This window comes from Bacillus sp. DB-2 (assembly GCF_003315125.1).
GTDB classification, from domain to species: Bacteria; Bacillota; Bacilli; order Bacillales; family Bacillaceae_G; genus Bacillus_A; species Bacillus_A mycoides.
This window is the reverse complement of record NZ_QNRN01000006.1, coordinates 48,080-65,863: the sequence shown is the minus strand read 5'-3', so window position 1 is coordinate 65,863 and position 17,784 is coordinate 48,080. Positions and strand designations below refer to the sequence as shown.

Here is a 17,784-nt window from a genome sequence, read left to right as displayed (position 1 = left end):
ACTCTCCTTCCATTTGCTATTATAAATTGAAACGTACTACAAAGAAAGATTTCTTCCTTCTTCTTTTACAAAATACGTTTACAAAGAAAGAGAAGGTACCTCATTACGAGGTACCTCTTCTTATTTTAAAATATTAGCAATATATGTTTGAAGTTCTTCTACTTTCACTTCTTCAGACTCGCCTGTAGCACGTACTTTCACTTCTACAATACCTTCATCTGCTTTTTTACCAACTGTAACACGAACTGGAAGGCCGAATAAATCTGCATCTGCAAATTTAACACCTGCACGTTCTGCACGATCATCTAGTAATACTTCGTATCCTTGCTCTTGTAATGAGTTATAGATATTTTCACCCATTTCACGTTGTGCATCAGATTTCATATTCACTGGAATTACATGCACATGGAACGGTGCAACAGATTTTGGCCAAACTAAACCATTCTCATCATTAAACTGCTCTGCAATTGCTGCCACTGTACGAGATACACCGATACCGTAACAACCCATAATAAGTGGTTTTGTTTTTCCGTTTTCATCTAGGAACGTTGCGTTCATTGCTTCACTATAACGAGTTCCTAATTTGAATACATGACCAACTTCAATTCCACGTGCGAAAAGAATTGTTCCATTTCCATCTGGAGATTGGTCTCCTTCTTGGATGAAGCGTAAATCTGTATATTGACTTACTTTAAAGTCACGTTCTGGATTTACATTTACATAATGGAATCCTTCTTCGTTCGCTCCTGAACATCCGTTGACAATTGATGCTACAGCATGGTCAGCGATAATTTCGATATCCCCTGTAACACCAATCGGTCCTAAAGAACCCACTTCACAGTTTAATAACTCTTTTATTTCTTCATGTGAAGCAAGCTCAACGACTGAAGCTCCGTATACATTCTTCACTTTTACATCATTGACTTCATGATCGCCACGAACAAGTACTACTACTAATTTCGCATCTACTTTAAACACCATAGATTTAATGCATTTTTCCGCTGCGATATTTAAGAATACAGATACTTCTTCAATAGCTTTTTGATCTGGAGTTGCTACTTTTTCAAGTGCTTTTTCGGCTTCATCACTCTTCGTATACGTAGCAACAACAGGAGCCATTTCAATATTTGCCGCATAATCAGATGTATTAGAATACGCAATTGTATCTTCACCTACATCAGATAACACCATAAATTCGTGTGTATCTTTTCCACCCATTGCTCCAGAATCAGCTATAACTGCACGGAAATTCAAACCACAACGAGCAAAGATATTAGAATACGCTTTGTATAAACCGCTATATACTTCATCCAAACTTTCTTGTGTTGCATGGAAAGAATACGCATCTTTCATTAAAAATTCTCTTCCGCGTAATAAACCGAAACGTGGTCTTTGCTCATCACGGAATTTTGTTTGAATTTGATATAATGTTAATGGTAGTTTTTTGTATGATTTAATTTCATCACGTACAAGATCTGTAATTACTTCCTCATGAGTTGCCCCTAGCGCAAACTCGCGAGCATTACGATCTTTCATACGCATTAATTCTGATCCGTAAGAATACCAACGGCCTGATTCTTGCCATAATTCAGAAGCTTGCATAGCTGGCATTAATAGTTCTACTGCCCCTGCGCGCTCCATTTCTTCACGAACAATACGTTCTACTTTGTGTAACACTTTTAAACCAAATGGTAGAAAACTATAAATACCAGAAGCATTTTGACGCATAAACCCTGCGCGAAGTAATAATTGATGACTCTTAATTTCAGCATCTGCTGGAACTTCACGTAATGTAGGACTGAATACCATACTTTGTTTCATTTATTCGCACCTCTTCATTTTACTCTTACACGCAATAAAACCCCTCACCTCGAGTTAGGTGAGGGATTTTATTCTATGAGCTCTATTTCATTATAAACTTCTTCTTATTTTACAAGAAAAACTTACGGATGTCATTCCATGTTACAACTAACATAAGCAACATTAATAATGCAAACCCAATAAAGTGAACCATTCCTTCTTTTTGACGATCAATTGGTTTTCCTCGTAATGCTTCAATTAAGAAGAAGAACAAACGTCCACCGTCTAAAGCTGGGACTGGTAATAAATTAAATAAACCAAGGTTAATACTTAAAACTGCCGCTAAACTTAGTACACGCGTAAATCCATAATCTACAACTTGATCTGTTAGATTATAAATTCCTACTGGACCTGACAACTCATTAATAGAAAATTGACCCGTTACTAATTTCACAAGAGAATCAAAAATTAGTTTCGTCCATTCGTATGTTTGTTCAAACCCTGATTTAATAGAACCCATCACTGTTTTCTCTACAGGAGAATAAACACCAATTCTACCAACTTCGTCTTTTCCTTCTTTATCAAGCGTTGGTGTTACTTTCACATTAAATTGCTCACTATCACGCTTTACATGTAACGTAATTTCTTTATTTGGGTTTTCACGTACAATCGTTACAACATCTTTCCATGTACTAGTGTTCTTCCCATTGATTGCTTGAATTGTATCGTTTTCTTTTAATCCAGCTTGTTCTGCAGCACTATTCTCCATTACTTTTCCAACCATCGGTTTGTCAACAGGAACTCCTTGTACAAATCCAAGAATCACAAAAATAACAAATGCTAGAATAAAGTTCATTGCAGGACCTGCAAAGATTGTTAGAGCACGTTGGCCCAATTTTTTAGAGCCGAATTGTCTATTGTACGGAGCGATTTGAATTTCTTCTCCCGCAGAAATGATACGAGCTTTTTCATTCACTCGGAATGTTTGCAGCTCTTCCTCGTACTCTTCATAACCCAAAATTGTAAGATTATGCTCTAAATCAGCTTGTTCGACTTCAATGACACGAACATTTGGATATTTTTCATGTCCGTCAAAAATTAATTTCACAACTTCGTCTTTTTCATTTAATACAAGCCCAACCTTTTTCCCAGGTTTTAACTCAACTGTGTCCGCATCCTCGCCAGCCATTCTTACATAGCCACCAAGGGGCAGTAATCGAATCGTATACACCGTTTCATTCTTTTCAAATGAGAATATTTTCGGACCAAAACCAATCGCAAACTCTCGGCACAAAATACCTGCTCTTTTTGCGAAATATAGATGCCCTAGCTCATGGAAAAATACGAGTGCACCGAAAATTAATATAAAGGCAATCGCTGTATTCAATTCCATAACCACCTTTGCTAAATTTGTTCCATCACAAACCGTCTTGTGGCTGCGTCAATTTCCTGAATTTCCTCTAAGCTCGGACGTGCAATGACAGTGTGATGGTGCATTGCTTTTTCAATGAGGTCTTCCACTGTTAAGAAACTAATTCTCTTTTGTAAAAAAGCTTCAACAGCTACTTCATTTGCCGCGTTCATTACAGCCGGCATACTTCCACCTGTCTTTCCAGCTTCATACGCAAAACGTAGACAACGGAAACGCTCTTGATTCATTTTCTCAAAATGCAATGTTCCCATTTCCCATAAATTTAACTGTTTCGTGTCTGAAAGAGATAATCTATCAGGATATGTAAGCGCGTATTGAATCGGTACTCGCATATCAGGTGAGCCAAGCTGTGCCATTACACTACGATCTTCAAATTCAACCATAGAATGAATAATACTTTCTTTATGTAGAACAACATCGATTTGCTCATAAGGGATACCAAAAAGCCAGTGTGCTTCAATTACTTCTAGCCCCTTATTCATCATTGTAGCAGAATCAATTGTAATTTTCGAACCCATTGACCAGTTTGGATGACGAAGTGCATCTTCTACGGTCACTTGATGCAATTCATCTCTCGTTTTATCACGAAAACTTCCGCCTGAAGCAGTTATAATTAAGCGAGAGATTCTTTTTTCATTTTCACCATTCAAGCATTGAAAAATAGCTGAATGTTCACTGTCTACTGGAAGTAACGATACATTATGTTTTCGTGCTGCTTCCATTACAAGATGCCCTGCAGTTACTAACGTTTCTTTATTTGCAATTCCAATTGTTTTTTTCGCCTCAATTGCGCGGAGTGTCGGTAACAACCCTACGCTACCTACAACAGCATTCACTACAATTTCTGTATCTGGGTGCAGCGCTACTTCTAATAAGCCTTCGCTACCATATACTACTTTTGTATTACCAGAAACAGCTTGTAATTTTAAAACATCTTCCTCTCTTTGCACAGAGACAATTTGCGGGGAAAATTCTTGAATTACCTTTACTGCATAATCAACATTTTTCCCTACAGAAAAAGCAACGAGACGGAATTGGTCTGGGTGCGAGCGTAACACATCTAATGTTTGTGTACCGATTGATCCGCTTGCACCTAGTAAACTAATGTTTTTCATGACTCCAACCCCTCGTTCATTTATTAATTGTATTGTAATAAGAAGTATAGAATTGGTAACACAAATAACCAACTATCTGTTCGATCTAAAATACCACCATGTCCAGGTAAAATTGTACCTGAATCCTTTACACCATAATGGCGTTTAAATGCAGATTGCACTAAATCACCAATTTGTCCAAAAATAGAAATGATAATCGTCAGAACGATTAAAACTCCTACATTCGCTTCAACTGGGAAGAACATATTGTAAACAAGTGCAACAACAATTCCACAAACAATACCGCCTAATGAACCTTCAATCGTTTTATTCGGACTAATTTCTGGCCATAATTTTCTTTTTCCAAATGCTTTTCCTATGAAATATGCACCTGAATCAGTTGCCCATATGACAAATAGTGCACAGAACACATATTTGATTCCTAATATTCTCGTTTCATTTAAATATAAGAATCCCATTCCAACATATGTCGTTGCCATAAGTAAAAATGAAGCATTGTCAAAAGTAAATGTATTCTTAGAAAGGACTGTATATGATAAAAGTAATAAAACAATCACAAATGTGATTTCTAATTTACCTAACCCAATCCACGTAAACAGTTCTGATGCACTACTCGGAATTAAAATAATCCACAATAATACTGCAGCTAAAACTGTTGGTACCGAAATAAGCGTAAGCTTGTTCATACGAACTAATTCATATAAACCTATAGAAGCAAGTGCATACACTAAAACTGTAAAAGGCACGCCACCGTAAATTACGATGGGAATGAATAGCGCGGCAGCAATCACTCCAGTAATAATTCTCTGTTTCACTACCAAACCCTCTCTTTCTACACGCCTCCGAATCTGCGCCCTCTATGTTGAAAGTCTGTAATCGCATTTAGCAAATGTTCCTCGGTAAAATCTGGCCAATACACATCTGTAAACCAAAATTCCGAATAAGCAATTTGCCATAACATGAAATTACTAATACGTAGCTCTCCGCTTGTACGGATTAACAACTCTGGATCAGGTAAAGAACTCGTCATTAAGTAAGAAGAAATCTTTTCTTCACTTATTTCTTCCGAACGAATTTTTCCTTCCTCACTATCTTTCATCATATGTTGCACAGCAGAAACGATTTCATCTCGACTTCCATAGTTTAACGCGAAATTAAGAATTAATCCCGTATTCTCTTTCGTATCTTCCATGGCTTTTTCCATCGCTCTGCGCGTATGCGTAGGAAGACGATCTTTTTGCCCTATTACTCGGACTTGTACGTTTTCTTCAATCAACTCTGGTAAAAATGCACCTAAAAATTCTTCTGGAAGCTTCATCAAATAATCAACTTCTTTTTTCGGTCTTTTCCAGTTCTCAGTCGAAAAAGCATAAAGAGTTAATACTTTCACATCAAGCTTACTTGCAAATTTTGTGATTTTCTTCACAACTTGCATACCTTCATGATGACCAGCAATGCGAGGCATGGCTCTTCTCTTTGCCCATCTTCCATTACCATCCATAATAATAGCAATATGTTCTGGGATATATCCTTTTTTCACTTTTTCAATGAGATGATCAAACGATGTGACCTTTTTACTTTTAAAAAAAGGAAACTTTTTAAACATCATTCATACCCTCCAACAAGCAGACGTATGCCTAAAAGTGTAAAAAGACCCCCTTAAGAAGAGGGTCATATTTGCGAAATTATCGCTATTACACTTCCATAATTTCTTTTTCTTTGTTTTTTGCGATTTCGTCAACTTTTGCAATATATTTATCTGTTTCTTTTTGGATATCTTCAGTATATCCTCTTAAATCATCTTCTGTAATGTCGCCAGCTTTTTCAAGCTTCTTAAGGTCATCATTACTGTCACGACGTACGTTACGAACAGCAACTTTTGCTTCCTCAGCATATTTTTTCACAACTTTTACAAGATCGCGACGACGCTCTTCTGTTAATGCAGGGAATGCAATACGAATTACAGTTCCATCATTAGAAGGGTTTAAGCCTAAATCTGCTTTTAAAATTGCTTTTTCAATATCACCGATAGAAGTTTTATCATAAGGTTGAATTACAAGCAAACGTGCTTCTGGAACTGTAATGTTCGCTAATTGCACAACTGGTGTTGGTGCACCATAGTAATCAACTTGTACCTTATCTAATACAGACGAGCTTGCACGACCAGCGCGAACTGTTGCTAATTCACGGGAATAAGCAGCAACTGCTTTTTCCATTTTTTCATTTGAAGACTTCAATACTTGTTGTCCCATAATTTATTTCCCCCTTACAACTGTTCCAATATTTTCGCCTAAAACGGCACGTTTAATGTTACCTTTTTCCATAACCGAGAATACAATTAATGAAATATCATTATCCATACATAAAGAAGAAGCTGTAGAATCCATTACACCTAAACCTGCTTTTAATACATCTAAGTAAGTAAGTGTTTCGTATTTCGTAGCTGTTGGGTCAATAGATGGATCTGCACTATATACGCCATCCACATTATTTTTCGCCATTAAAATAACGTCCGCTTCGATTTCAGCTGCACGTAATGCTGCTGTTGTATCTGTAGAGAAGTATGGGTTACCTGTACCTGCAGCAAAGATAACAACACGTTTTTTCTCTAAGTGACGAATTGCTTTACGACGAATGTAAGGCTCTGCCACTTGACGCATCTCAATTGAAGTTTGTACGCGAGTTTGAATTCCAATATTCTCTAAGCTATCTTGAAGAGCTAATGAATTCATAACTGTTGCTAACATGCCCATGTAATCTGCTCCTGCACGATCCATGCCCATTTCGCTTCCAATTTTCCCACGCCAAATGTTACCGCCACCAACAACAACAGCAACCTCTACATCAAGTTCTGCAATTTCTTTCACTTGTTCCGCAACTGACTTAATAACAGCTGGGTTAATTCCAAATCCTTGCTCGCCAGCTAAAGCTTCTCCGCTCAGCTTTAAAACGACACGATTATATTTCGGTTTACTCATAATGAACCTCCAATTGCTTACATCTTTATTTTAAAAAAGGGAACACAATGTGTTCCCTAATCTGTATTAGTTGTTACCTTTTACTTGGTTCATTACTTCTTCAGCAAAGTTGTCTTCGCGTTTTTCGATACCTTCACCAACAGCGTAGCGAACGAATCCTTTTAATGTTCCGCCTTTAGACTCAACGAATTGACGAACTTTCATGTCAGGATTCTTAACGAATGTTTGGTCAAGTAAGCAAATCTCTTCAAAGAATTTGCCAAGACGGCCTTCTACCATTTTCGCAACGATTTTTTCAGGCTTGCCTTCGTTTAAAGCTTGTTGTGTTAATACTTGACGCTCATGCTCAACTTCTTCAGCTGTTACAGCATCGCGGTCGATGTATTTAGGGTTAACTGCTGCGATGTGCATTGCTACATCTTTAGCAGCTGCTTCGTCAGTAGAACCTTCAAGAACTGTTAATACACCAATACGTCCACCCATGTGTAGGTAAGCGCCGAATGCATCAGCATCAGTTTTTGATACGATTTCGAAACGACGAAGTGTAAGTTTTTCACCAATTTTAGCGATTGCTTCGTTGATGTGCTCTTCTACTGTTTTGCCGCCTTCGATTGTTTGAGCCATAGCTTCTTCAACGTTAGCAGGTTTGTTAGCTAATAAGTGAGCAGCTAATTCTTTAATTAACGCTTGGAAACCTTCGTTTTTCGCAACGAAATCAGTCTCAGAGTTTAATTCTAAGATTAAACCTTCGTTACCGTTTGTTTCGATGAAAGTTAAACCTTCAGCAGCGATGCGATCTGCTTTTTTAGCAGCTTTCGCAATACCTTTTTCACGTAAGAAGTCAATTGCTTTCTCCATGTCGCCGTTAGTTTCTGTTAAAGCTTTTTTGCAGTCCATCATACCTGCGCCAGTTTTTTCGCGAAGTTCTTTTACCATTTGTGCAGTGATTGCCATATTTTTCATCCTCCTAAAATATGTATTTATACCTTTTATAAAGGTGTTTATACCTTAAAAAAGGTGATAAAAGGCCGAACCCCTTATCACCTTTCCAAATTTGTTACGCAGTAACAGTTTCTTCACCTTGTTTTGTTTCAAGGATCGCGTCTGCCATTTTAGATGTAAGAAGTTTTACAGCACGAATTGCATCATCGTTTGCTGGAATAACGTGATCGATTTCGTCCGGATCACAGTTTGTATCAACGATACCGATGATTGGAATGTGTAATTTGCGTGCTTCAGCAACTGCAATACGCTCTTTACGAGGGTCTACTATGAATAATGCACTTGGAAGACCTTTCATATCTTTAATACCGCCTAAGAATTTTTCAAGACGCTCTAACTCTTTTTTAAGTTGAACAACTTCTTTCTTAGGAAGTACTTCGAAAGTACCATCTTCTTGCATTCTTTCGATATCTTTAAGACGCTTGATACGCTTTTGGATTGTTTGGAAGTTTGTTAAAGTTCCACCTAACCAACGTTGGTTAACGAAGTACATACCAGCACGAGTTGCTTCTTCTTTAATAGCTTCTTGTGCTTGTTTTTTAGTACCTACGAATAAAATGTCTCCACCTTCAGCAGCGATGTCACGCATCGTTCTGTAAGCTTCCTCAACTTTTTTCACAGTTTTTTGTAAGTCGATGATGTAGATACCGTTACGCTCTGTGAAGATGTAACGCTTCATTTTTGGGTTCCAACGACGAGTTTGATGTCCGAAATGAACACCAGCTTCAAGCAATTGTTTCATAGAAATTACTGACATAATTTAGTTCCTCCTAAATGGTTTTTTTGATATCCTCCGTTTACTTCATCTCTAAGCGAAACTACGAACGTAGCACCAACACTTAAATCAGTAAACGTGTGTACTTTGTACTGACACCACTGCTTACTATATCATACTGAAATATTACAATCAAGTCGAAAATGCGAACAATGTAAAACTTTCTTTTTTTCACGCTCAAATCCTAGTATTACCAACCTTCAATTCCTTTAAGCAAGGAATTGAAGGTTAATTAATAGTTTTCTAATGAATGTTGTCATGACGCCTTACGTAAGCAAAATCATTCACTTAAAAAAACAAAAAACTCTCCTCAAGCGAGGAGAGTTTTTTTATAAATTAGTTTGTTTTTAATTTAGCAAGTTCCTGTAGAAACTTGTCGTTTAGCACTTTAATGTATGTTCCTTTCATACCTAAAGAGCGAGACTCAATAACACCAGCACTTTCTAATTTACGTAGTGCATTTACGATTACCGAACGAGTAATTCCTACGCGATCAGCAATTTTACTTGCAACAAGTAAACCTTCTGTTCCATTTAATTCTTCGAAGATATGCTCGATTGCTTCTAACTCACTGTAAGATAATGAGCTAATCGCCATTTGAACAACAGCTTTACTACGTGCTTCCTCTTCGATTTCTTCTGCTTTTTCACGTAAGATTTCCATACCTACAACAGTTGAGCTGTATTCAGCAAGAATTAAATCATCGTCTAAGAACTCTTGACCAAGACGAGCTAATACTAGTGTACCTAGACGCTCACCGCCACCAACGATTGGTACGATTGTAGTTAAACCTTGACCGAATAATTCTCTATTTTCTACTGGGAATGCTGTGTAGTCACTATCCACACCTAAATTTGAAGATGTTTCTGTAACATTGAATAAACTTTGCGTATACTCTTCTGGGAATTGACGCTCTGCAAGCATGTGCTTCATACGTTCGTTTTCGATTTGTTGGTGAATCGCATATCCTAATAATTTACCACGACGACTTACAACGAACACGTTCGCTTCAATTACTTCACACATTGTGTCAGACATCTCTCTAAAGTTTACAGGCTTTCCTGCTGCGCTCTGTAATAACGCATTTAATTTTCTCGTTTTTGCTAATAATTCCATTTCAAAATTTCCTCCTACATGTTACTTACATATTTTTTCATCACTTGGAAACTAGGGCGAGTCACCTGATGACACTATTACAAAATAAACTGGCTCACATCTTTATTTTTAGCTATTGTCGCTAATTTTTCCTCAACATATTGAGGTGTTATCGTTATTTTCTCTAACGTAATTTCAGATGCCTCAAACGATAAATCTTCAAGGAGCTTCTCCATAACAGTATGAAGTCTTCTCGCTCCAATATTATCTGTATCCTGATTAACTTGATAAGCAATCTCAGCAATCTTACGAATAGCTTCGTCTGAAAATTCAATTTCTATACCTTCAGTCGCTAATAACGCCGTGTACTGTTTAATTAGCGCATTGTCAGGCTCGATTAATATTTTAACAAAATCATCCGCCGATAATTTTGTTAATTCTACTCGAATCGGAAATCTCCCTTGCAATTCCGGAATTAAATCCGACGGTTTAGACATATGGAACGCTCCAGCTGCAACAAATAAAATATAATCCGTTTTTACTGATCCATATTTCGTTGCTACATTCGACCCTTCTACAATCGGTAAAATGTCACGTTGCACACCTTCACGCGATACATCTACGCTATTCGACTGCTTACCAGCAATTTTGTCAATTTCATCGATAAAAATAATCCCGAGCTGTTCAGCACGATAAACAGCCTCTTGTGTAACTTCATCCATATCAATTAAGCGCTGTGCCTCTTCATTTGTCAAGAGTTTTCTTGCTTCTTTTACAGAAAGTTTACGTTTTTTCGTTTTTTTCGGCATGATACTTCCTAGTGCATCTTGGAAATTCATTCCCATTTGCTCCATGCCAGTTCCTTGCAACATATCAAACATAGAAGACTGTTGTTCCGTCACTTCGATCGATATCACTTCATCTTCAAGAAGGCCTGCCGCAAGCTTTCTTTCCACATCTTGACGTTTCTTTTCGATTTCATCATCTTCCTGTGCATCAGATGTTTGGTTTGAATTTTGATTACCACCAAAAAGCATTTCTAATGGATTTTTAAATCCAGATTGTTTCTCCGGACTCGGCACTAAAATTTCAACAAGACGTTGATTCGCTTGCTCTTCTGCTTTATCTTGAACTTTAACTACCATTTCCTCTTTCACAATACGAACAGACGTTTCAACAAGGTCGCGGACCATCGACTCTACATCTCGACCCACATATCCAACTTCTGTAAATTTCGTCGCTTCAACCTTAATAAAAGGTGCTCCAACGAGTTTCGCCATTCGCCGTGCTACCTCTGTTTTACCAACACCTGTCGGTCCAATCATTAAAATGTTTTTAGGTGCAATTTCATCACGTAAATTTTCAACTAATTTACTGCGACGGTATCGATTTCGTAGAGCTACAGCAACCGCTTTCTTTGCATCTTTTTGACCGATGATGTATTGATCTAATTTTTCCACAATTTGACGCGGAGTAAAATGTAAATGCATATAAAATGCCTCCCTTACGATTCTACAATTCTTCAACAATTATGTTGTGGTTCGTATAAACACAAATATCGCCTGCAATTTCTAAACTGGCCTTCGCAATTTGTTTCGCTGTTAAATGTTCACTTGCATGTTGCTTTAAAGCACGACCAGCAGCAAGTGCATAATGTCCGCCTGAACCAATTGCTAAAATACCATCATCTGGTTCAATCACTTCTCCTGTACCTGAAACAAGGAGCATCGTTGTTTTATCCATGACAATGAGCATTGCTTCTAGCTGACGTAGCATTTTATCACCACGCCATTGTTTCGCCATCTCAACTGCAGCGCGCTGCAAGTTGCCATTATACTCTTCTAATTTCCCTTCAAACATTTCAAAAAGAGTAAATGCATCAGCAACTGATCCTGCAAAACCAGCTAAAACTTTCCCTTGGAAAAGTTTGCGAACTTTGCGAGCTGTATGTTTCATTACAACAGCATTCCCCATCGTTACCTGACCATCTCCAGCCATTGCACATTCTCCATTATGATGAACTGCAAATATCGTTGTAGCGTGGAAATTTCCCATAGAAAAAACTCCTTTATATGTTTTTATAGCCTTAAAAGCAATTTATGCCCGCGGGTGATGCTTCATGTACACAGAACGCAATCTTTCTTTAGAGACATGCGTATAAATTTGTGTGGTTGACAAATTCTCATGACCTAATAGCTCCTGCACAGTACGTAAATCCGCTCCTTCATCCAACATATGTGTAGCAAATGTATGCCTTAACATATGGGGACTTATCCGCATTGTAAGTGAAGCTTTCTTAATGAGTTCGTTCAAAACATAACGTACACCCTGATCTGTTAACGGCTTACCTTTCGCATTTAAAAATACCATATGAGATTGTTCTTCAGTCTTTTGAGCTAACTGTTTTCTCCCGTTCTCTATATAAGTAATTAAAGCATCTTGTGCATAGCTTCCGAACGGAATATATCTTTGTTTTTTCCCTTTTCCCATCACTAAAATTGTTCCCACTGCAAAGTCAATGTCGGTAAGTTGCAAATTAACGCATTCGCTTACACGAATCCCAGTTGCATACATCAACTCTAATAAAGCTTGATTCCTTTGACCTAATGGTGCCCCTGTATCAGAAACTTCAAACAATTCCTCTAACTCTTCAGCATATAAAAACTTTGGGATTGACAATTCTTTCTTGGGAAGTGACGCAAGTGCAAACGGATTATCTTTTTGATAACCTTCACGCATCAAAAAACGATATAAACTTCGTAAGCTTGATACTTTCCTTGCGACAGATTTACGGGCTAACTTCTGATCGTGCAACGTCGTCAAGTATAAACGAACATCCGCGTATGTAACATCTAAAAAAGAGGATATGCCTTCTCGCTCCATAAATTGCACAAAATGTTCTAAATCATTTTGATAACTTGCAATTGTATATTTTGAATAATTTCTTTCAATTTGTAAATATCCAACGAATAATTGTAACAATTTCTTCACATTCACATCCATATAATTCACCTCAATAAAGGCTACTAAATCGTATCACAACTTAGTAGCCTTTGCAAGAAATTTAATTAAATATTTACAAAATTTTGAATTGTTTCCAAAGCGCGTGTAGCATATGCTTCATTTCGCTCTTGTTTCTTTTTAATTTTCTTCTCTAACGGTGTAAATAAACCGAAGTTTGCATTCATTGGCTGGAAGTTTTTCGCATTTGTCGCAGTAATATAATTTGCCATACTTCCCATTGCAGTTACAGGTGGTAATACAACTGGCTCTTCACCTTGTACAAGTCGAGCAGCGTTAATACCCGCTAATAATCCTGATGCTGCCGATTCAACATAACCCTCTACACCAGTCATTTGACCAGCGAAGAATAAATCATCACGTTGTTTATATTGATATGTTGGACGAAGCAAATTAGGCGAATTAATAAACGTATTACGATGCATTACACCATAACGTACAATCTCTGCGTTTTCTAGTCCTGGAATTAGCTGTAACACTTCTTTTTGTGGCCCCCACTTTAAATGTGTTTGGAAGCCTACAATATTATATAATGTTCCTGCTGCATCATCTTGACGTAACTGAACAACCGCATACGGTGTTTTCCCTGTTTTCGGATCTTCTAACCCAACAGGCTTCATCGGTCCAAATACTAACGTCTGTCTCCCTCTACTTGCCATAACTTCTACTGGCATACAACCTTCAAAGAAAATTTCTTTTTCAAATTCTTTTAAAGGCACTGTCTCAGCAGCAATTAAAGCCTCATAAAAACGATCAAACTCTTCTTCTGTCATTGGACAGTTTAAATATGCCGCTTCACCTTTATCATAACGGGATTTTAAATATACTTTATTCATGTCAATGCTGTCTTTCTCAACGATCGGCGCTGCAGCATCATAGAAATAAAAATAATCTTCACCTGTTAATTTTTTTAATTGTGCAGAAAGATCCGGAGACGTAAGTGGACCTGTCGCAATAACAGTTGGTCCCTCTGGAATTTCAGTGATTTCCTCATTCATTACAGTTACGTTCGGATGATTTTTCACATATTCAGTCACTTTCGCCGCGAATTCATGACGGTCTACAGCTAAAGCACCTCCTGCTGGTACAGAGCACTCATCAGCTGCACGAATAATGACAGAATCCATTAGACGCATTTCTTCTTTAATAACACCAACAGCATTTGTTAATGTGTTTGCACGAAGTGAGTTACTACATACTAATTCAGCAAATTTATCTGTATGATGAGCTGGTGTTTGCCTTACTGGTCTCATTTCATATAATTTTACTTGGACACCACGCTTTGCAATTTGGTAAGCTGCTTCGCTTCCTGCAAGACCTGCGCCAATGACGTTTACTACTTGTGTTGTCATATATATCACCTTTCCTTTTCTTCCCGAAAAAAATGTGAGCAGTTACGCTCACATTTGTTGTTCTTCTTCATAATCACACGAAATACATTGTACTTGCACGCCTTTTTTTAACTTTTTCTCTACGAGCATACCTTCACACTTCGGACATTTACGACCAATCGGCTTATCCCAAGATACAAAGTCACATTCTGGATACGTACCGCATCCGTAGAAAAGGCGTTTCTTTTTATTACTACGGCGTTCAATAATTTGCCCTTTATCACACTTCGGACAAGTAACACCGATTTCTTTTACAATCGGTTTTGTATTACGACATTCCGGGAAATTTGAACAAGCCATAAACTTCCCATATTTACCCATTTTAAAAACCATCGGGTGACTACATAATTCACAGTCTTCCCCAGCTGGTTCATCTTTAATTTCCACTTCACGCATTTCTTTTTCCGCTTTTTCTAAACGCGGTTCAAATCCTACGTAGAAATCATCAACAATTTTCACCCAATTTGCATTTCCTTCTTCTACTTCATCAAGGCTTTGCTCCATATTGGCAGTAAATTCAATGTTAATAATTTCTGGGAAAAACTCTAAAATAAGTTCGATTACTATTCCACCAAGCTCAGTCGGAACGAAGCGTTTATTATCTAAAGCAACGTATCCTCGTTTTTGGATTGTTTCAAGTGTCGGTACATAAGTAGACGGTCTCCCAATTCCAAGCTCTTCAAGTGTTCTTACTAGACGAGCCTCTGTATAACGCGGCGGAGGCTGTGTGTAATGTTGCTTTGGTTCTATATCTTTTGAAAATACAGTTTCACCTACTTCTAACGGTGGCAACATCTTATCCTTTTCTTCCGCACCATCATCTTTCGACTCTACGTACACTTTCATAAATCCTGGGAACTTTACAACTGATCCACTTGCACGGAACTGAACATTGTTATTAATGAGTTTCGCTGTAACAGTATCCATTATAGCAGATGCCATTTGACTTGCAACAAATCGCTCCCAAATCAGTTTATACAAACGGAGTTGATCACGACTTAAGAAACTTTTTAGTTCCTCTGGCTTTCTCATTACCGAAGTAGGACGAATCGCCTCATGCGCATCTTGTGCTTTCGACTTTTTCGTTTCTTTCCTCTTCTCTGTTCCTATGTATTCCGCACCAAACGCCTCAGTAATGTAATCACGAGCCTCTGTTTGAGCTGTTTCTGAGATACGTGTTGAATCAGTTCTCATATACGTAATAAGACCTACAGTCCCTTGTTTTCCAAGATCTATCCCTTCATACAGCTGCTGTGCAAGCATCATTGTTTTCTTTGCTCGCATATTTAACTTACGCGCTGCCTCTTGTTGCAAGGAAGATGTTGTAAACGGTAATGCAGGGTTACGCTTTCGCTCTTTTCGCGTTACATTTTCAACCGAAAACGCATTGTCTTTCATCTTTTCGATTATTTCGTTCACTTGTGCTTCGTTCGTTAATTGAACTTTTTCACCATCTACACCGTAAAAGCTTGCTTCAAATGTGTCTTTCCCTTTCAAAAATTCTGTTTTAATTGTCCAGAATTCTTCAGGTTCAAAACTTTGAATTTCTTTTTCACGTTCGATGATTAAACGAACTGCTACAGATTGTACGCGTCCTGCACTTAATCCTTTTTTTACTTTCTTCCATAATAAAGGACTAATATTGTAACCAACAAGACGATCGAGTATACGCCTTGCCTGTTGTGCATCTACTAAATCCATATTAATTGCACGAGGATATTTAAATGATTCTTTTATTGCATCTTTTGTAATCTCATTAAATACAACTCGGCAATCTGATTCAACGTCCACATTTAACGTATTTGCTAAATGCCAAGCAATTGCTTCTCCCTCACGATCCGGATCGGCCGCGAGATAGACTTTCTTTGCTTTTTTTGCCGCTGATTTTAAATCTTTTAAAACGGGACCCTTACCACGAATGGTAATATACTTCGGGGTGAAGTTATTCTTTACTTCTATCCCCATTTGGCTTTTAGGTAAATCGCGGACATGTCCCATGGACGCGACGACTTTGTATTTTTTCCCTAAATATTTTTCAATGGTCTTCGCCTTAGAAGGCGACTCCACGATTACGAGGTAATCTGACATGCTAGTGCCTCCTTAAGAGGTGGATTCAAGTCTTCATCAATCTTATTGATTTCTCTTGTTTTTGTCAATCAAGAATGAATATACCATACAGCGACAATCTACCATTTGTCAATAATTGTTTAATAAAAACATAAAAATATATGGTTAATTTAAAATTTCTTCAAGGATATCCTCCGCATTTCTTACTAGCTTTGCGCCTTGTTGAATTAGATGATTCGTTCCCGCTGCACTCTCTATAAATATAGGTCCAGGAAGCGCAAACACCTCTCTATTTTGTTCTAGCGCAAGGTCTGCAGTAATAAGGGATCCACTTCTCGTTTTTGCTTCTACAACTAAAACACCTTTACTTATACCGCTAATAATTCGATTTCTTTTTGGGAAATACCATTTTTTCGGCACATAATGAGGCGGATACTCTGTCAATAACAATATATAATCTTTCCACATGTCATACAAACCTCTATTCTCCTTTGGATACATATAAGATAATCCGTGTCCTAATATTGCAATGGTCGGGCAATACTGCCTTACTGTAACTTCATGAGCAATTGTATCTATCCCTCTTGCAAACCCACTAACAATAAGCCATTCTTTTTCAAGCAAAGGGTGTAAGATAAACCTCATACTCTCCTTCCCATATAAAGACGGTTCTCTCGTTCCAACAATCGCTAATTTATTTACTTTATTTAGAAAATCTCTTTCTCCTTTTCCGTATAAAACAAAAGGGGGATCTTGTATTTCTCGCAGTAATTGTGGATAGTCCTTATCCCATATTGTTATATAAAATATTCTCTTTTTTTCTAACTGGGATACATATTGTTGGAGATTTGAAATTTGAAGAAAATTTACTAGTTCTAAAGATTTTTCCGAGGATATTCCAGCGTGATATTCAAATTGTTTCGGACTAAAATTGTATATTCCCTTCAGTTCTGGATCAACATATAGTAGTCTCTCCATCGCCTTCCAATGATCCGCCAACATGTAATGAAGGTGCAATAAACGTTCTCTTTTCATCCAAATTCTCCTTACCCATAATTTTTATTATGTAAACAAAAAATGTGTAAAAAGACACCCTCTAATAAGAAGG

Annotated in this window: 16 protein-coding genes; all 16 read right to left on the bottom strand. The window is 37.6% G+C overall.

The genetic code is table 11. The annotated features are described in order from the left end of the window. Positions 1 to 120: 120 nt before the first annotated feature. Positions 121 to 1,821 carry a proline--tRNA ligase gene (locus DET63_RS11740; protein ID WP_113936802.1) on the bottom strand — a complete coding sequence of 567 codons (1,701 nt, stop codon included), beginning with the start codon at positions 1,819 to 1,821 and terminating at the stop codon, positions 121 to 123. A 109-nt stretch (positions 1,822 to 1,930) separates the two neighbouring features. Further along, positions 1,931 to 3,187, bottom strand: coding sequence for an RIP metalloprotease RseP (rseP, locus tag DET63_RS11735; RefSeq protein WP_113936801.1), 1,257 nt, complete (start codon positions 3,185 to 3,187; stop codon positions 1,931 to 1,933). 17 nt (positions 3,188 to 3,204) lie between these two features. Further along, on the bottom strand, positions 3,205 to 4,347 hold the full coding sequence (dxr, locus tag DET63_RS11730) for a 1-deoxy-D-xylulose-5-phosphate reductoisomerase (RefSeq protein WP_113936800.1): 1,143 nt from the start codon (positions 4,345 to 4,347) through the stop codon (positions 3,205 to 3,207). A gap of 23 nt (positions 4,348 to 4,370) precedes the next feature. Then, positions 4,371 to 5,162 (bottom strand): phosphatidate cytidylyltransferase, encoded by a 792-nt coding sequence (gene cdsA, locus DET63_RS11725; protein WP_113936799.1) that lies wholly within the window; start codon positions 5,160 to 5,162, stop codon positions 4,371 to 4,373. Positions 5,163 to 5,179: 17 nt separating this feature from the next. After that, positions 5,180 to 5,956 carry an undecaprenyl pyrophosphate synthase gene (locus tag DET63_RS11720; protein ID WP_002014545.1) on the bottom strand — a complete coding sequence of 259 codons (777 nt, stop codon included), beginning with the start codon at positions 5,954 to 5,956 and terminating at the stop codon, positions 5,180 to 5,182. An 85-nt stretch (positions 5,957 to 6,041) separates the two neighbouring features. Then, complete coding sequence (frr, locus tag DET63_RS11715) at positions 6,042 to 6,599, bottom strand: ribosome recycling factor (protein ID WP_000531506.1); 558 nt, start codon at positions 6,597 to 6,599, stop codon at positions 6,042 to 6,044. 3 nt (positions 6,600 to 6,602) lie between these two features. After that, positions 6,603 to 7,325 carry a UMP kinase gene (pyrH, locus tag DET63_RS11710; protein ID WP_002014544.1) on the bottom strand — a complete coding sequence of 241 codons (723 nt, stop codon included), beginning with the start codon at positions 7,323 to 7,325 and terminating at the stop codon, positions 6,603 to 6,605. Between the two features lie 66 nt (positions 7,326 to 7,391). Further along, positions 7,392 to 8,279 (bottom strand): translation elongation factor Ts, encoded by an 888-nt coding sequence (tsf, locus tag DET63_RS11705; RefSeq protein ID WP_002088177.1) that lies wholly within the window; start codon positions 8,277 to 8,279, stop codon positions 7,392 to 7,394. A gap of 103 nt (positions 8,280 to 8,382) precedes the next feature. Further along, on the bottom strand, positions 8,383 to 9,084 hold the full coding sequence (rpsB, locus tag DET63_RS11700) for a 30S ribosomal protein S2 (protein WP_002088178.1): 702 nt from the start codon (positions 9,082 to 9,084) through the stop codon (positions 8,383 to 8,385). 354 nt (positions 9,085 to 9,438) lie between these two features. Then, positions 9,439 to 10,218, bottom strand: a complete 780-nt coding sequence (gene codY / locus DET63_RS11695; RefSeq protein WP_002014541.1) for a GTP-sensing pleiotropic transcriptional regulator CodY — start codon at positions 10,216 to 10,218, stop codon at positions 9,439 to 9,441. A 77-nt stretch (positions 10,219 to 10,295) separates the two neighbouring features. Beyond that, complete coding sequence (gene hslU, locus DET63_RS11690) at positions 10,296 to 11,687, bottom strand: ATP-dependent protease ATPase subunit HslU (RefSeq protein WP_002014539.1); 1,392 nt, start codon at positions 11,685 to 11,687, stop codon at positions 10,296 to 10,298. Positions 11,688 to 11,709: 22 nt separating this feature from the next. Next, positions 11,710 to 12,252, bottom strand: coding sequence for an ATP-dependent protease proteolytic subunit HslV (gene hslV, locus DET63_RS11685; protein WP_002014538.1), 543 nt, complete (start codon positions 12,250 to 12,252; stop codon positions 11,710 to 11,712). A 42-nt stretch (positions 12,253 to 12,294) separates the two neighbouring features. Further along, complete coding sequence (gene xerC / locus DET63_RS11680) at positions 12,295 to 13,194, bottom strand: tyrosine recombinase XerC (protein ID WP_078175468.1); 900 nt, start codon at positions 13,192 to 13,194, stop codon at positions 12,295 to 12,297. 71 nt (positions 13,195 to 13,265) lie between these two features. After that, positions 13,266 to 14,570, bottom strand: coding sequence for an FADH(2)-oxidizing methylenetetrahydrofolate--tRNA-(uracil(54)-C(5))-methyltransferase TrmFO (gene trmFO / locus DET63_RS11675; protein WP_002066796.1), 1,305 nt, complete (start codon positions 14,568 to 14,570; stop codon positions 13,266 to 13,268). Positions 14,571 to 14,618: 48 nt separating this feature from the next. After that, positions 14,619 to 16,697 (bottom strand): type I DNA topoisomerase, encoded by a 2,079-nt coding sequence (gene topA, locus DET63_RS11670; RefSeq protein WP_113936798.1) that lies wholly within the window; start codon positions 16,695 to 16,697, stop codon positions 14,619 to 14,621. Positions 16,698 to 16,841: 144 nt separating this feature from the next. Next, entirely contained in the window at positions 16,842 to 17,711 is an 870-nt protein-coding gene (gene dprA / locus DET63_RS11665; RefSeq protein ID WP_113936797.1) for a DNA-processing protein DprA, read from the bottom strand. Positions 17,712 to 17,784 lie beyond the last annotated feature (73 nt).

What these genes read in the sequence shown, in the direction of transcription:
- DET63_RS11740 (WP_113936802.1), bottom strand. Translation starts at nt 1,821, where the DNA reads ATGAAACAAAGTATGGTATTCAGTCCTACATTACGTGAAGTTCCAGCA.
- dxr (WP_113936800.1), bottom strand. Translation starts at nt 4,347, where the DNA reads ATGAAAAACATTAGTTTACTAGGTGCAAGCGGATCAATCGGTACACAA.
- DET63_RS11720 (WP_002014545.1), bottom strand. Translation starts at nt 5,956, where the DNA reads ATGATGTTTAAAAAGTTTCCTTTTTTTAAAAGTAAAAAGGTCACATCG.
- frr (WP_000531506.1), bottom strand. Translation starts at nt 6,599, where the DNA reads ATGGGACAACAAGTATTGAAGTCTTCAAATGAAAAAATGGAAAAAGCA.
- pyrH (WP_002014544.1), bottom strand. Translation starts at nt 7,325, where the DNA reads ATGAGTAAACCGAAATATAATCGTGTCGTTTTAAAGCTGAGCGGAGAA.
- tsf (WP_002088177.1), bottom strand. Translation starts at nt 8,279, where the DNA reads ATGGCAATCACTGCACAAATGGTAAAAGAACTTCGCGAAAAAACTGGC.
- rpsB (WP_002088178.1), bottom strand. Translation starts at nt 9,084, where the DNA reads ATGTCAGTAATTTCTATGAAACAATTGCTTGAAGCTGGTGTTCATTTC.
- codY (WP_002014541.1), bottom strand. Translation starts at nt 10,218, where the DNA reads ATGGAATTATTAGCAAAAACGAGAAAATTAAATGCGTTATTACAGAGC.
- hslU (WP_002014539.1), bottom strand. Translation starts at nt 11,687, where the DNA reads ATGCATTTACATTTTACTCCGCGTCAAATTGTGGAAAAATTAGATCAA.
- hslV (WP_002014538.1), bottom strand. Translation starts at nt 12,252, where the DNA reads ATGGGAAATTTCCACGCTACAACGATATTTGCAGTTCATCATAATGGA.
- trmFO (WP_002066796.1), bottom strand. Translation starts at nt 14,570, where the DNA reads ATGACAACACAAGTAGTAAACGTCATTGGCGCAGGTCTTGCAGGAAGC.
- topA (WP_113936798.1), bottom strand. Translation starts at nt 16,697, where the DNA reads ATGTCAGATTACCTCGTAATCGTGGAGTCGCCTTCTAAGGCGAAGACC.
- dprA (WP_113936797.1), bottom strand. Translation starts at nt 17,711, where the DNA reads ATGAAAAGAGAACGTTTATTGCACCTTCATTACATGTTGGCGGATCAT.